The organism is Pseudomonas sp. P5_A12 (assembly GCF_056400685.1).
The window spans coordinates 1-15020 of record NZ_JBFUKU010000035.1; the positions used below are offsets into that span (position 1 = coordinate 1).

8 protein-coding genes are annotated in these 15020 nt (G+C 60.0%); 2 read left to right on the plus strand and 6 right to left on the minus strand.

The annotated features are described in order from the left end of the window. Positions 1-128: 128 nt before the first annotated feature. From AC1DSG_RS07755 to AC1DSG_RS07780, 6 genes are all read right to left on the minus strand, one after another. Positions 129-1502 (minus strand): DUF1329 domain-containing protein, encoded by a 1374-nt coding sequence (locus tag AC1DSG_RS07755; RefSeq protein WP_477790353.1) that lies wholly within the window; start codon positions 1500-1502, stop codon positions 129-131. A 186-nt stretch (positions 1503-1688) separates the two neighbouring features. Continuing rightward, on the minus strand, positions 1689-3644 hold the full coding sequence (locus AC1DSG_RS07760) for a DUF1302 domain-containing protein (protein ID WP_477790354.1): 1956 nt from the start codon (positions 3642-3644) through the stop codon (positions 1689-1691). A gap of 70 nt (positions 3645-3714) precedes the next feature. Further along, positions 3715-5001, minus strand: a complete 1287-nt coding sequence (locus tag AC1DSG_RS07765) for a phospholipase (RefSeq protein WP_477790355.1) — start codon at positions 4999-5001, stop codon at positions 3715-3717. Between the two features lie 239 nt (positions 5002-5240). Beyond that, a complete protein-coding gene (locus AC1DSG_RS07770) occupies positions 5241-6809 on the minus strand; it encodes an FGGY-family carbohydrate kinase (RefSeq protein WP_477790367.1) in 1569 nt (522 codons plus the stop codon). A 216-nt stretch (positions 6810-7025) separates the two neighbouring features. After that, on the minus strand, positions 7026-8630 hold the full coding sequence (locus tag AC1DSG_RS07775) for a glycerol-3-phosphate dehydrogenase/oxidase (protein WP_477790356.1): 1605 nt from the start codon (positions 8628-8630) through the stop codon (positions 7026-7028). Between the two features lie 5 nt (positions 8631-8635). After that, a complete protein-coding gene (locus tag AC1DSG_RS07780) occupies positions 8636-10231 on the minus strand; it encodes an FAD-binding oxidoreductase (RefSeq protein ID WP_477790357.1) in 1596 nt (531 codons plus the stop codon). Between the two features lie 210 nt (positions 10232-10441). Between AC1DSG_RS07780 and gliR the strand changes: the two genes are divergently transcribed. Both gliR and AC1DSG_RS07790 read left to right on the plus strand, forming a co-directional pair. Then, positions 10442-11470, plus strand: a complete 1029-nt coding sequence (gliR, locus tag AC1DSG_RS07785; RefSeq protein ID WP_477790358.1) for an AraC family transcriptional regulator GliR — start codon at positions 10442-10444, stop codon at positions 11468-11470. Between the two features lie 202 nt (positions 11471-11672). Further along, positions 11673-15017, plus strand: coding sequence for a Tc toxin subunit A (locus tag AC1DSG_RS07790; RefSeq protein WP_477790359.1), 3345 nt, complete (start codon positions 11673-11675; stop codon positions 15015-15017). Positions 15018-15020 lie beyond the last annotated feature (3 nt).

Here is a 15020-nt window from a genome sequence, read left to right on the forward strand (position 1 = left end):
CTGATGAAACCGCCGCATCCAGTATTGAACTGGCGCGATTGGGGAATCAGTTGCAGATGATGGTCAGCCACTTCCGGGTTTGATCGTGCGCCTGCGGTGAATAAAAGATCCAATCGCGGGCAAGTGAGTCACCTCGTCCCACGCTGACGCAATGCCGACGGCATGAAGTAGGCGTCTTCCGGTACCGGTTGGGCGAAATCCACGGTGGCCGGCTCTTCGTTGTCCAGGTTCTGCACGTAGTAACGACGCGCCTGTAAATCATGGAAAACGTCCAGCGCACTCCAGGTGGTGGGCAGGTCGTAGAAGTTTTTCAGGTAGGCCATCGACACTCGCCACAACTCCCCTCGCCCGTCGTATTGATCCACCAGAGCGGCACCCCAACTGTCCTCGTCCAGAAACAGCACGCGCTTGGAATAGATATGCCGCGAGCCCGGCTTGAGCGTGCCTTCGACCACCCAGACCCGATGCAGCTCATACCGGGTGAACTGCGGGTTGAGGTGGCCCGGTGTGAGCAACTGTGCGTACTTCACCTCCGGGCTGCCGACTTTGTAGTTGTTGTACGGAATGTAGATCTCTTGCTTGCCCTTGAGCTTCCAGTCGTAGCGGTCTGGCGAGCCGTTGAACAGGTCGGTATCGTCTGCCGTGCGCAGGCCGTCGGATGAGGCGATCGGCGTGTCATACGCAAGGTTCGGCGCACGGCGCACACGGCGTTGGCCGGCGTCGTAGACCCAGGCCTGACGCGGGTCCTTGAGCTGGTCCAGGGTCTCGTGAATCAACGCCGCACCACCGGCCAGTCGGGCCGGGCTCTTCACGAACGCCAAGTAGTAAAACAGGATGTTTTTCAGGTCGGCAAACTGCCCGCCCGGACGGTAGTAGTTGAACATCCCCTCCTGCTGTGAAGTCACTAGCGCGAAGCTGCCGTTGCGCTGTACCGGCGCTTCGGAAGCACGACGGACCACATAGATGCCGCGATAACGGGTGATGTGGTTCCACAGCACCTCGATCCCGTCCTTGGGTACCGGGAACGGGACACCGCCATAGGCATCGGAAAAACCGCTACCGCCCTCGAGCAGCTTGGCCGAGGTCGCATTCTTGAAGGTGTTGTCATACAGCCACTGCGGCGCCGAGCCCGACCGGCGAGAGGGATAGACCGGCATCTGGAAGGTCTCGGGGTAGCTGTTGAACAGGGCGATCTGACCCGGGCTGAGGTGGGCTTTGTACTGCTCAAGGTTGGCCTTGGTGATGGTGAACAGCGGCTTGTCCGCCGCGTACGGATCCAGGTGATGCTGACCCGGCTTGTAGCCTGCCGGCGCCTGGGTGAGACCGCCGGCCCAGGCCGGGATGGTTCCGCCCGCGTTGCCGGCACGCTCGGCGCCCAGCGGCGTCAGCGTGGTTTTCAATTGCTCGGCTTGCTGGGGAGAGATGGCGGCCAGCGCGGTGCCGGCGGCCAGGCTCAGGAACAGCGCCAGCGTAGTCTTGGTCAGTCGTGACGTGTGAAACATGATCGTTCTCCGAAATAAAACCTGCTGTCAGGGAGTGAGGTCTGCAAAACACCGCAGATCCACTGTGGGAGCGAGCCTGCTCGCGAAGACGGCCGCACAGCCAACAAAGATGTCGCCTGAGGCACCGCATTCGCGAGCAGGCTCGCTCCCACAGGGGCTAGACCTGCTCATGAGTTTTCCGGGCACTTAAAGGAAGTACTTGAGGTTGAAGCCGACGTTGTCGCGGTCACGCAGGCCGTTGTCCTGCCCGCCGCCGTAGAATTCGGTGTATTGCAGCTCGGCCTCCAACTTGTTCTGGTAGTTGGCCTTGATCCCCAAGGTGTAGGCCTTGCGACCGTCGATGGTGTTGCCCGCCTGATAACTGTTGCCCTTGAAGTCGTCCTTGTAGACGACATAGGGCGAGACGTTGACCCCGGCATACACGTCGTTCCAGGTGCCATTGACCATCGCGGTGTAGCTGTAGGAATCACGGTTGACCTGGTCGCTGCGACGGCCGCCGGACACATAGGAAAAGTTACCGGTACCCGCGTAGTAACGGTTACTGCCGTCATAAGCGGTGTACTGCAAACTACTGCCGCGCAGGTGCTCGGACGCCAGTTCGAACACGCCGAACATCGAGTCGAACGACAGGCTCGGACCAAAGTTGTAAATGGTGCCCAGGGAGGTGTTGAACGCTTCCACCCGCTCAGCGTTGTTGATCTGGCTGTCGAGCGTGACTTGCTGCCCGCCGATGTTGATGCTCTGGCCGCCTGCCAATGCGGCAGCGCCGTTGGCCAGGTCGCCGATCAGGTCGTTGGTGGCGGCGACCCCGATGGGCAGGTTCGGCCGATAGGCCACTTCACCGAACACCGACGCCTGGCCCACGGTGGTGTTGAAACTGAAGCCGTACATGCGGATGTTTTCGGCGTAGCGACGATGAGCCTGGATATTGCCCATCACATCCACGGTCGCCAGGCCGTTGGCCAGTTGCCCCGCCTGACTGCCGGCGACACCGGTCAACAGGTTGGTCAGGGCATTCATGTCGATGCCCTGGTACCCCCCCAGATCGGCGGAGACAGTCGGTTCCTTGGCGTGGTAGTTGACCAGGTACAACCCGAACTCGGTGCTGTTGAGTTCTTCTGCGATGTAGCGAAAGGCGAAACCGAACTGGCCGTCATTGCGTGCGTTGTAATCCTTGCCGACGGTCGCCACCTTGACGATATTGCCGAAGGTCGGGGTCACCCCGTTGGCATAAAGGCCAGTGGTGCTCAGGGCCTGGTTGAGCAAGGGGTTGTTGCCCAGCGCGCTGTACAGGTCGATCACGTTGCCGAAGCCAGGCACCGGGGTGTCCAGCGCGGTATCGGTAAAGTTGTTGTAGCCGGTGTTGCCGCCGTCGGCGAACAGGTCCGTCTGCGAGTAGAAAGTTCCGACCGGGTCGATGCGGGTTTCCTTCCAGTTCGTCTGGTAAAAGCTCTCCATGGTCAGGGTGTCGGTCAGTCCGATGTTGAAGCTCAGCGCTTCTACCGGAACCAGTACTTCCTTGACCTCGGCGCCGGGCAAACGGTACTTGGCCGCATCCACCGGGTTGGTGGTGTTGATCCCGCCCCGGTAGAAAATCCCCTCGCCCCAGTTGAACACCTGACGCCCCAGACGTGCCGTGACCGGCATCTGCGCGACGTCCCAGTTGCCATAGACGTAGGCATCGAGCATCTCCACCCGGCTACCGGCGATATCGCGGGTCTGGTCAGTGAAGTGGTCGTCATGGGGGTAACTCTGGCTCGGTTGCGACGGGTTGTTGTTGCGGTAGTAATCGTTGCGCTTGTCCATCAGTTGGGTGTCATAGAACGCGGTGCCGCGCATGAACATCCCGTAGTTCTGATAGTTGGCCTCAAGCTCCGAGGTGATCTTGTACACCTCGGAAACCAGCCCGGTGTCGAAGTTGCGATTGCCGTCGTTGGTGTTGATGTCGTCGTTGTTCTTGTCCCTGCCCTGGACCCGCCACAAGCGGCCATAGGACAAGGTACTGTCGAAAGAACCGGTGACCTGATTGTCCAGCACGCTGAACTCCTCAGCCTGCACGCCGTCGACCGCGCACAGTTGCAGCAGCCCTGCCAGGCCGACGCCGGGGAGCGCCGCGCCAGTCAGGCGAAATCGAGTTCTCATGATCGTGTCCTCTTCCTTGGTTTTATTGTTTTTATGGTGTCGGTGTCAGTGGGCAATGTTGCCGCGACGGCTATGGCGCCAACCCCGCACTGACATAAATCCGGCTGTGCGCGCCGAAATGTCTCAGCAGTTTGAACAGCTGTTGGTTAAGTGCCGGATGGTCGAAGTCTTCACGCTGCACCAGGTTACCGGCGCTGAAATCGCTGGTGATCGGGGCCGTGTCCAGCCACTGCCCGATGGTTTCATCAAACGCGGCGTATTCGTCGGCGGACTCGGCGCTCACCACGTAGCGCAGGTAGTCGACCGAGTACGGTGGGTAGCGAACGTCTTGTACAAGATCGGCATAAGCCTCGAGCATCGGATGGACCTGGCCGGCGCGCAGCAGGCGACGAAGCCAGGTTGACTGATATTTCTCCACTTCCATATGCCGAGTGGCGACCCGCTCGATGGCCGCCTGCTTATCGGCGTCGAAGCCGACCAACGCCTTGCTTTCCAGCAGCAGCAGGCTTGCCAGTTCGACGCCGGGCAGCGGCTTGGCGTGATAAGGCTGAGTCAGGTCCTGAACGTGGTGCWGGCCCCAACCGAGAAAACGATAGCCCCAGTAAGGATGGTCCGTGGCAAATGCCAATCGTGCCAAACCCATGTACTGGTAGGCGCGCCAGTCTGGCCAGCTGCGCTGAAGAAATCCGGCGGCGGCATTCACCACCGCACTTTCATGGAAGAACCCCATATGGAACGGCGCCTGGGAGCTGTACTGAAACCGGGCATCGCCGAAAGACTGCGAGCCGAAGCCGTACAACGCACCCGCCTCGCCGGGGTTGTCGCTGAACAGGTTGATGTCGTGGCCGTAATCAGGCTCATCGGCGGCGCTGGCCAACACGGCCAGGGGCGCTACTTTTTCGCCGTCTGCCACGCGAATGAAACGCTGGCGATTCCACGGTGAGAGGGTCTGCTCCACCATGACCTGCTCGGCCCGGAGATGTTCGCGTTCGGGTAAATCCTTGCCCGGTAATGGCTGGATGACCATGGCCAGATGAATCCGCGGATTGATCCGCAGCGCGGCGAGGAAGTCGTTCCGTAGATTGTCCCCAGGCACGGCGGGCAGTCGCAGGCTGTCGGGGCGCGGTGGGTACTGGACGAAGTGCTCACGGGCGAAGCGTTCCTGCTCATCCAGCAGTGCGGACACGGCTGGGTATTGCTGCGAGAGAAACTGCTCCAGTGGCTCGACGTCAACCTGAGGGGCTTCGCGCAAGACCGACAGATCCTGCAACGCCAGGTAGCTGCCGACCGTATGGTTGGACCAGCCCCACGCCATCGGAGCCGTTCCACAAAGCAGCAGGAGGAATGTCAGCTTCATTGCTTTTGGTTCTTATTGGATGTGCAGTGGGTTGAGCCTAACAACCGCCCCTGCCCCTGACACTGTCCAATCTCACCAGAAAAGGTCTCCGATGGCGCCACGCAAGATTGCATGAAAACACCACCGGACATTGTAGGAGTGAGCCTGCTCGCGCTAGCGGAGTGTCAGTCGACATATGAGTTGAATGAGATACCGCCATCGCGAGCAGGCTCGCTCCCACAGGGGTTTTCGGTGACATCCTAAGCGGGGTAACCGGTAATTTTGCGGATGCTTTGATACAGGGGTTTAAGCTGTCGGTACATGCGCAGGTAGACCTCTTTGTACAGTCGCTCATAGATCTGCTGCGCCTCGGGTTGCGGCATGAACACCGAACCGACCCGGGTCATGGCCGCCATCGCAGTGGGATAATCCGCGTGCAGCCCCAGCCCCACCGCGCAGCAAATGGCTGCGCCCAGGCCGGACGCTTCGTAGACATGCGGACGCTCGGCCGGCAAGCCGAAAATGTTCGCCGTGAGCTGCATCGCGGCATCGCTCTGTGAGCCGCCACCGGCGACACGCAAACGCTTGATCGAGCGCTTCGAACGCTTCTCGATCTTCTCCATACCCTGGCGCAGGGCATACGCCAGACCTTCGAGGATCGCCCGGTAAATGTGTGCGCGGGTATGCACGTCGCCGAAACCGATCATCGCGCCCTTGGCTTCCACACCCGGCTCGCGGATGCCGGGCGACCAGTAGGGTTGCAGCATCAGCCCCATGGACCCCGGCGGTACGGCGTCGACCAGTGCATCGAAGAGTTGCTCAGGCTCCACGCCCAACTTTTTGGCCTGCTGCATTTCCCGCAGGCCGAACTCGTTTTTGAACCAGCTGACCATCCAATAGCCGCGATAAATCATCACCTCGCAGTTGTATTGGTCTGGCACCGCCGACGGGTAAGGCGGAATCAACGGAACAATTTCCAGGTAGCGCGACCGGGTGCTGGTGATCGTCGCGGTGGTGCCGTAGGACAGGCACACCGTATCCGCGTCGACGACACCGGAACCCACAACTTCGCAGGCTTTGTCGGCACCCGCTGCGATCAGCGGCAGCCCCTCGGGAATGCCGGTGTGACGGCTGGCCTCGGCGCTGATGTAGCCCAGGGTTTCACCGGGTTTATGCAGACTCGGCAGTTGCTCGGGACGCACCGCCAGCGCCTGCCATTTCCAGTCGGAGGGCGCAGCCCAGCGCAAGCGTTTGAAGTCGAACGGCAGGTAGCCGACGCAACAACCCACGGAATCGACAAAGCGCCCGCACAGGCGATGCGTGAGAAACCCCGAGAGCAGCAAAAACTTGTCGGTCGCCGCCCAGACTTCAGGCTGGTGGTGGGCGATCCAGTTGGCCTCGGCCTGGGCGCGGAAATAATCCACAGTGGCTTGCGCGCCGACCAATTTGAACAGCCAGCCCCACGGTCCCTTGATGCCGCCTTCGACTTCGCTCTGGCGTTGATCGAGCCACAGGATCGCCGGGCGCAGCGCCTTGCCTTGGGCATCGACATTGATCAATGTGCCGCGCTGGGTGGTCAGGGATACCCCGGCAATCTGCGAACGATCGATGCCGGTCTGCTGCCACACCTGCTGGCAGGCCTCGCCCAGTTTTTCCCAGTAATACTCCGGGTCTTGTTCGGCCCAGCCGGGTTGTGTCGAGTAATAGGCCTGCAACTCGACCTTGCCTTTGCCCAGCAGATTGCCCTGCAGGTCGAAAAGCAGCGCGCGCACGCTCTGGGTTCCATTGTCGATTGCCAGCAGGTAACGCTTGTTCGGGTGGTTATCCATGGAGCTCTCTTCAATGGGCATGGGTCGCGCACATTCCTGAATTTTTTTATCCGAAGCCCGCAACCTGTAGCAGCTGTCGAGCGMAGCGAGGCTGCGTCCGAGAACAACGCTCTCGCCATCCCTGCCCCCCGAGTTTTTTTGAAACACCGATTAGGACTATTTACGACGGCTTCGCCGCCGAACGCTGCCTCGCTKCGCTCGACAGCTGCTACAGGGTTATGGGTGCTCAACGCGACTGCTGGGCAAACTGTGGTGGCGCTGCCATAACGCCTGATAGCGCTGCAACTCCTGCTGCCAACGCTCATCGTCCCAGCCGAGTCGCGGCTGGCAGAGTCGGCGAATGTCCGGCCAATAATCCTCGGCGCCACGCGGTAGCAACAGGCCCAGGCGGGTTCGGCGCAGCAGCAGGTCATCCAGGTGCAGGACCATTTCCGCCTCACAGGCAAAGGCCAGTTCCGCCCACAAGGTGTCAGTGGCGCCGACACTGTCATGGCCCAACTCCGCGATCAGCTTCGCCAGCCTCGGCAGGTCACGACCATGCCGCCCGGCCAGGCGCCTCCACTGGCTACCACTGAGCCCGGGGATCGCCAGCGGCGGCACGGCGGCAAACACCGGTGCGGCGTCATCATCAAAGGGGCGGTCGAGCATGCTCGCGCAGGCCTTGAGCACTTCGATGGCCTGCGGGCGAAAGGTGGTCAGCTTGCCGCCGGCCAGGGTCACGCAACCGGGCTCCTGCCACAGCACATGCTCACGGGTTTCATTCGACGGCTTGCCTTGATGTTCACTCGCTGCGCTGCCCACCACCGGGCGCACACCGGACCAGGTCGACAGCACATCGGCCGCGACCACTTCAGCCTGGGGGAACTGTTGGGTGCAGGCCGCCAGCAGATAGTCGAGTTCATCAAAGCTGATGCTCGCGCTCTGGTCCAGATCTTCGTGATGATCGAGGTCTGTAGTGCCGACCACCGTGGCGCCCTCCCACGGGAAAACGAACACCGGTCGACGGTCGCGCTCGTGCAGGAAGGTGAAGGCTTGCGCCACGGGCAGGCGCCAGCCCGGCAGCAACAAATGGCTGCCACGCAATGGGCGCAACTGGCGAGGGGCATCGGGCAGGCGCAGGCGTTCGGCCCAGGCGCCGGTAGCCACGGCTAGCACACCGCAACGCAATTGCAGTGACGCACCACCTTCGCAGTCCTCGACCTGAACCCCGCAAACCCGTCCCTCTTCACGCAGCAATTGCTCCACGCGCACCCCGTTCAGCACCACGGCGCCATCGGCCCGAGCCTCGCCCAATACGCGCATCACCAGCCGCGCATCATCGGTCAGCGCATCGACAAAACAGGTGCCACCCAGCAGGTCATGTTCCTTCACCCCCGGCGCCAGATAACGCAGTTGTTGCGCGTCATGGAAACGATGGCTACGCCGCCCGGCCAACGCGTCATAGATGGACAACAAACCACCCAGCACCCGTGGTCCCGGAAAGCCGCCACGGTAATGCGGCATCAGGAAACTCATCGGCTCCACCAGCCCCGGTGCTTCGTCGAGCAGGCGCTGGCGTTCGCGGACCGAATCGCGGGTCAGGCGCCACTGGCCCTTGGCGATGTACCGCAAGCCGCCATGGACCATTTTCGAGGATCGGCTGGAGGTGCCCCAGGCGAAATCGCGCTGCTCCAGCAACAGGCAATGCCAGCCACGGCGCGCGGCTTCGCGCAGGATACCGGCGCCGCTGATGCCGCCGCCGATGACGATCAGGTCCCAGGTTTCATCCGCCAGCGTCGGCAGTACCTGCTGTCGCCACGCGGCGTTCCAGTCCAGGCTCATGACCATCACTCCTGCAACAGCGTGCCGGGGTTCAGTCGCCCGGCCGGATCAAAGTGCCGGCTCAGCGCCTGCAAAGTGTCCATGGCCAGCGCGCCCTTCTCCCGCAGCAAGTACGGCGCGTGGTCTTTGCCTACGCCATGCTGGTGACTGATGGTGCCGTGATTGTCGACGATGGTCTGGCTGGCCGCCTGCTTGAGCGCCTGCCAGCGRGCCAGGGTCGCGGGGTAATCCGCTGCCGGGCGAAACACATAGGTGGTGTAGATGCTCGAACCTTCGCCATAGACATGGGACAGGTGGGTGAAGACATGCACCCGTTCGCCTTCAGCCGCCAAGGCGTCGCGCAGGCTGTTTTCGATCAGGGTCAGGAGGTTATCGACGTTGCTCCAGTCGGTGGCCGTTTCCAGGGTGTCCACCACGTAACCGGCGTTCCACAGGTTTTCCCGCAGGTAGGGAAAACGAAAGCGATTCTGCGCCCACTTCTTGCCGAGCAAGGTGCCGGTAAACACCCCGCCGAACGACTTGAGGTGCTGCCGGGCCTGACGCAGGGACAGCGCATTTTGCCGGCGATTGCCAGTCACGCCGAACGTCAGCAGGCATTTGCCCTCACCGGCGCCGCGCAGGGTCAGGTACTTTTCCAGCCAGGCGATCTGCTGCGGGTGACCGGCCAACGCCAGCTGGGTTTCGGTTTCCACGGCGTTGGACAAGCGCAGCATCGACAGCGGCACGCGCGCCTGGGCCAACTGGCGGATGGCTTGCAGCGCCCGCGGCCAATCGGGCAGGAACACGCCGTAGAAACGTTCATCGGCGGGCAATGCGCTGACCCGAACCTTGACCTCGGAAATGATCCCGAATCGGCCCTCGCAGCCCAACACCACCTCGCGCAGATCGGGACCGGCCGCCGAGGCCGGGAATGTGGCGATTTGYAGAGGCCCGGCAAAAGTTTCCAGAGTCCCGCCGGCGAACAGTTGCTCGATGCGCCCATAACGCAGCGACTGCTGACCGCTGGAACGGCTGGCGACCCAACCTCCCAAGGTCGACAGCTCCCACGACTGCGGAAAATGCCCGAGGGTGTAACCCCGGGCGCGCAGCTGACTTTCCACCTGCGGCCCTGTCGCGCCGGGGCCGAAAGTGGCCAGCAGGCTCTGTTCATCGAGGTCCAGCAGGCGATTCATGCGCGCCAGCGAAACCGTCACCACGGGTCGCGCGGAACGCGGAGGATTGATGTGCCCGGCCACCGAGGTACCGCCGCCATAGGGAATCAGGCTCAGGTCCTGCTCATGGGCGAGCGCGAGTAACTGGCGAATCTGTTCGGCGCCTTCGGGTAAGGCCACAGCGTCGGGATAATTCCCCAACGCGCCTTCACGCAATGCCAGCCAGTCCGGCAGGCTCTGACCCCGGGCATGCAGTAAACGATCATGGGCATCCACGCTGTACAACGGGTGTTGCTGCAACCGCGAGGCCGGCACCCGGGCCAATGCCGTCTCAAGCTTCGCATCGGGCAGCGCTCGACCGTCTCCCACCCGCCGGGCGAGAAAACTCGCGCCCTGGGCCGGCAGTTCGACCACCGTGGTTGCATCTCCCCAGCCGTTCCAGCGTCGCATGCGTGTGTCCTTTTGCGGTTCTGATCAGTGAAATTTCAGGCCCCCATACTAGTCAGCCGCCGGAAAGTGTCACGGTCGCATCCGGCCAGTTGGAGTAGCCAATTGAGTCAAACGTCGCGCAGGCGTCAGCCATTTACTTTAGCCGTGGTTTCAAACTACCTTTTAGGGCATTCATCCGCGCACGCGAGCCTTGATCAAAGGAAGACGATCATGCATTCCCTGGGCTTCACTTCAGTTCCGCCGCTGCTCAAGTACCTGCGTCATGCCGAACAACTGGGCGTGGCCATCGAGCCTGCGTTGGCGGCTGCCGGGTTGCAGGCGCAGCAGTTGAGTGACAACAGCCTGCGGTTGCCGGGTGAAGCCCATGAACGCTTGCTTGATTATTTCTGTGAACACTCGGGCGATCCGTTGTTCGGTCTCAACGCCGCGCGTTTTGTGCTGCCAAACTCCTGGAGCGTGCTGGGTTACATCACCATGAATTGCGCGACACTGGGCGATGCCATGAGCCGCATCATGCCGTTCGAGAAGCTGGTGGGCGACATGGGCGTCAGCCGCGCCGAGGTGCAGGACAGCCACGTACACCTGATCTGGACATGCCGCTATCAACGCCCGCGAATCCGCCGGCACCTGGTGGAAAACGTACTCGGCTCCTGGCTGCAATACGCGTGCTGGATCGCTGATACGCAGATGTCGCCGGCCGCTGTCTGGCTGGAACATGCACGACCGGCTGACACGACGCTGGCGCAGTACGAGCAGTTCTTCGACTGTCCGGTACTGTTCGACCAGCCTTATTCGGCGCTGATTGTGCCGTTGCCGTATTTGCAGCTGCCCTTACGCCAGGCCGATGCGCAATTGCTGCGCACCCTGGAAGAACATGCCATGGGGTTGATGGCCACACTGGAGGACGCGTCGCTGGAACAGCGGGTCAAAAACATCCTGCGCCAGTTGCTCAAGGAAGGCCTGCCACGCAAGGAACAAGTGGCCGAACATCTCGCCGTGTCGGTGCGCACGCTGCAACGCCAGCTGCATCAGGCCGGTACGTCGTACCAGCAGATCCTCGATGACCTGCGCCAGGAGCTGGCCGAGCATTACCTGCTCAACAGCACCTTGCCGATTCAGGACATCGCCCAGTACCTGGGTTTCACCGAATCCCGTTCGTTTCACCGTACGTTCAAAAGCCGGCGCGGGATGCCGCCCGGCGAGTTTCGCCAAACCCACCGGGTACCCGACGAAAACTGAAAACCGTCACGCAGATCCCCTTCCCGCGCCAAGATTATTGGCAAACTCTCCTGCCTGCGTTGTTTCAAAATCCTACAGCCTTCCTGCCTCCGTTCCCTGCCAAGTGGAGAAACTTCCAGCGTCGGCTGAATGGAGTAGCTGACAGCCATCCCTCCTGGCACGCCGTAATGTCGATATCTCCACCTACTGGAGATTCACAAGCATGGACGGCAATTCACCAGACAACGATCAATCCTTACTCGACATTTTGATCAAGGCCTACAGTTCCGATAACGCACAAAAAATAAAACTTGAAGCGCTTTTTAAAGATCTGAAACTCACATCGGTGTTCGACATTTCCCGACTCACCGAAGCCGACTTCAAGCATCGCGTCGATACCGCGATCAAGGAGAAGGATACGAGTTATGCAACGCTCAGCATCGATACTCAGTCGCTTTACGACAACGCCAGATGCTACGCCGCCCAGGTCAGCGTGCTGTATCGGGAGCAGCAAGCTTCAGACGGTGTGCCACAGCATCAGTGGCATCCCCTGGGCATTCGCACGGTCACGGAACAAGGTCCCACCTACACTCAGCAGTTCAAAGAAAACTGGAATGACGCCTGCAAAAACGATTCGATCGCGGCCATTGACTCACCGGTCGCCTACCTGAGAGCGCTGTACCTGTTTGCCTTGCAACTGGAGTCCTGCCCCTCGCAATCGGAGGACGAAAAAAAACACCGAATCCTGTTGAAAAAACGCCGTCCGGATCTGCCCGAACTGTCGATAGATCAGCAAAGCACGTTTACGGCGTTACCGATGCTCGGGGTAGTCAATGCCATTCTGGACCGCAATATTCAGGACGCGCTGAAGACCACCGACGACCAAGGCAAATCGACCTATGACGTTCTGGCGCAACGGTATTATCCCTTTGCCCTCCCCTATGAGTTTTTCCACCAACAGTGCCTGCTGGGGCTGGGGGAAAACAAACCGACGCTCGGAGAGCTGAATTATCTCGTCAGCGAATTCCTGCCCCTGCGGTCTTACGATGCGTCGTTGTACGGCAAGGTTTTGGACGTTGCCTCTGATGCTGCTCAGATGCTGATGTCCGGGCTGGGCCCAAAACAGCAGGCATTGCTGACGGAACAGCCCTGGGCTGAACGCCCACCTGAAAAACGGCGCACGCCAGAAAACATCCATTGGGAAAAAATCTACGGCACCGCGTCAATTTCCGMTCTGAAAACAATCAATACCTTCCTGGAGCGAACCGAGCTTAAAGCCGAGCAAATGGAGGCCTTGCTGGCGCAGGGCAAACACACGCCACACACGTCTGCTCAGTACTTGTTGTCAGCGCCTTTTTCCCAGCCTTATGGAGCCCGTTTTGTAAACGGTCCTCAAGCGGTCAATGACACAAGCATGACGTTGGACAAAGAAAAAAAGCCCGCGCAAATCGCCAACGCGACCGAGGATCGATTCGAACGTTTGCATCGAATGATCCGCCTTCAACGCTGGCTCGATATATCGTTCACCGATCTGGACTCCTTGATGTGCAGCGCATTTGAATCGGATCTGCCCAAAAAAAATGACCAGATGCAACTGAACAACTACGCCATCCGAATCCTGGGTATTTTTCGCTATCTGAATCGCCAGTACCCGATCACGGCTGAAGAGTTCGCAGCCCTGCTGCATCAGGTATCTCCCTGCTCGACCAGCGACAACACGTCCCTGTTTGACAAGGTATTCAATCAGGCCCGTGTGTTTGATACACCGCTGAAGCTCGATGGTCGTCTCTTCCAGGCGGATGATTCAGACCCTGTCTCTCACGCCGTCCTCCAGCATTTGAGCATCAGCCTTGGCCTGCCCCTGACAGAGGACTCGCTACTGCGGGTTGTCAAAAACACGCAGAAATACCTGGGGCCRCTCAAGTGTGACTTGCCCACACTGTCGTCCATTTATCGCCAGGCACGGACCGCGCGAATGTTCGGTCTTTCGATTGCCGACAGTTCGACGTTGGTGAGTTTTCTGGGGGGGGAAAGCATGACCAGATGCCTGGCAACGGGCGACTCCGGCAGACGAATCTTTCGCATACGCGGCCGAAAGGAAAGGCAGTCTTTCGAGATACTCGCCATTTTCCAGCTTCCGGARCAGGGCGGCCCTGGTGAAGCGACTTTGCTTGCCGGTTCAAGCCTGCGAACAAACACATCATGGTTTGCCAATGACAGAACAGATCAACGACTTGTCCAAGAATTTTCCAAAGCGCCAGGCGAAATCAACGTGCCATGGATCGACATCGACAAGATTCCAACCACCGCCCCCGATAGCCAGACATCACTGGCGGGCCGAATCATCAAATGGAATGTCGGTAACTTTGACGAATACACGGATCGAAAACATACGCATCTGATACTGCAATCAATAGCCCGCGCTCCTGAAACGGGGTTGACTTCGATTGGCACTCTGAGGGGCGAAATAGATCAAGTCACCCTGAAAAATGAAGCCGATCCTGCATTCAACTTACTCCACGTCCTGATGCAATTGGACTGGATAACCCGCTGGATCAAAGAGTCCACCTACGACATCCCCATGCTGCAACGTGTTCTCGGGCTGCAAAGCGGTGACGAATATCCGTTGGGGCAACTGCAGCAACACCTCGCAAAACTCAAAGCCGACACTCTCCAGTGCGCGGTCACCGCACAGGAATTTGCAACGCTGGCATTGCCGAACACCGTGCAATGGCGCGCAAAACTGGCTGATACCCTGCTGGATGACAAAGGGTTGGTAAAAAATTTCGCCCCCAGGATCAGAGACGACGTACCACAGTGTCTGACAAACGCACTGGATAAAGTATTTGCGTCACTAACACTGGGTTCGAGACTCAAGGACGACTGCAAACAAAAACTCCATGGCTTACTGCTCCTGGCCCATGACCGACAACAACACCTAGTGGAAGAGTTTCTACAGGACGCGTTCCTGCTGCCCATGAACTGTGGAATCGATGTGGTGATTTGGGCGAAAACGTCGGTACATCAGATACTCACTGCTGCTCTGGGCTCAAAGGACCCACATGAACTTGCGCGCACACTGAGCCCACTGCTGCGCCATACCGAAGCCGCTGTCAGGTTGCAATTGAGCAACAAGGCCTTGCGCGCACTCCTGAGCACCGCCCGCTGGCTGGACACACCGGATGGGGAATTGAGCCTGTCGTTCAAAACCCTGTACTTGTTCGATCGTTTCAACCATTTCCTGATCGCTTACCAGCAGCCGGAAGAAAGCCTCCTGAGCTACCTGGAGTTCGCCAATAACCGGGCCAGAGAAACGCAAGCCGTCAACAGCCGTCTGGCCCAATTGATGAACTGGACCACGACTGAAGTCACCGTTTTCACCTCGAAACTGATGTCCAGGCGGGCTCAAACAATCAAGGACATCGATTGGGTGATGCGTTGTCACAACGCCTGTAAAGCCACCGGGCTGAGCGCGACCGCCCTGCTGAAGGCCGTGGCCCTGCAGAACGACAGTCCGGCCGATCAATGGAAGGCCGTCGGTGAAGCGGTCATGGCGGCCAGTCACTAACTC

What these genes read in the sequence shown, in the direction of transcription:
- AC1DSG_RS07760 (WP_477790354.1), bottom strand. Translation starts at nt 3,644, where the DNA reads ATGAGAACTCGATTTCGCCTGACTGGCGCGGCGCTCCCCGGCGTCGGC.
- gliR (WP_477790358.1), top strand. Translation starts at nt 10,442, where the DNA reads ATGCATTCCCTGGGCTTCACTTCAGTTCCGCCGCTGCTCAAGTACCTG.
- AC1DSG_RS07755 (WP_477790353.1), bottom strand. Translation starts at nt 1,502, where the DNA reads ATGTTTCACACGTCACGACTGACCAAGACTACGCTGGCGCTGTTCCTG.
- AC1DSG_RS07770 (WP_477790367.1), bottom strand. Translation starts at nt 6,809, where the DNA reads ATGGATAACCACCCGAACAAGCGTTACCTGCTGGCAATCGACAATGGA.
- AC1DSG_RS07775 (WP_477790356.1), bottom strand. Translation starts at nt 8,630, where the DNA reads ATGAGCCTGGACTGGAACGCCGCGTGGCGACAGCAGGTACTGCCGACG.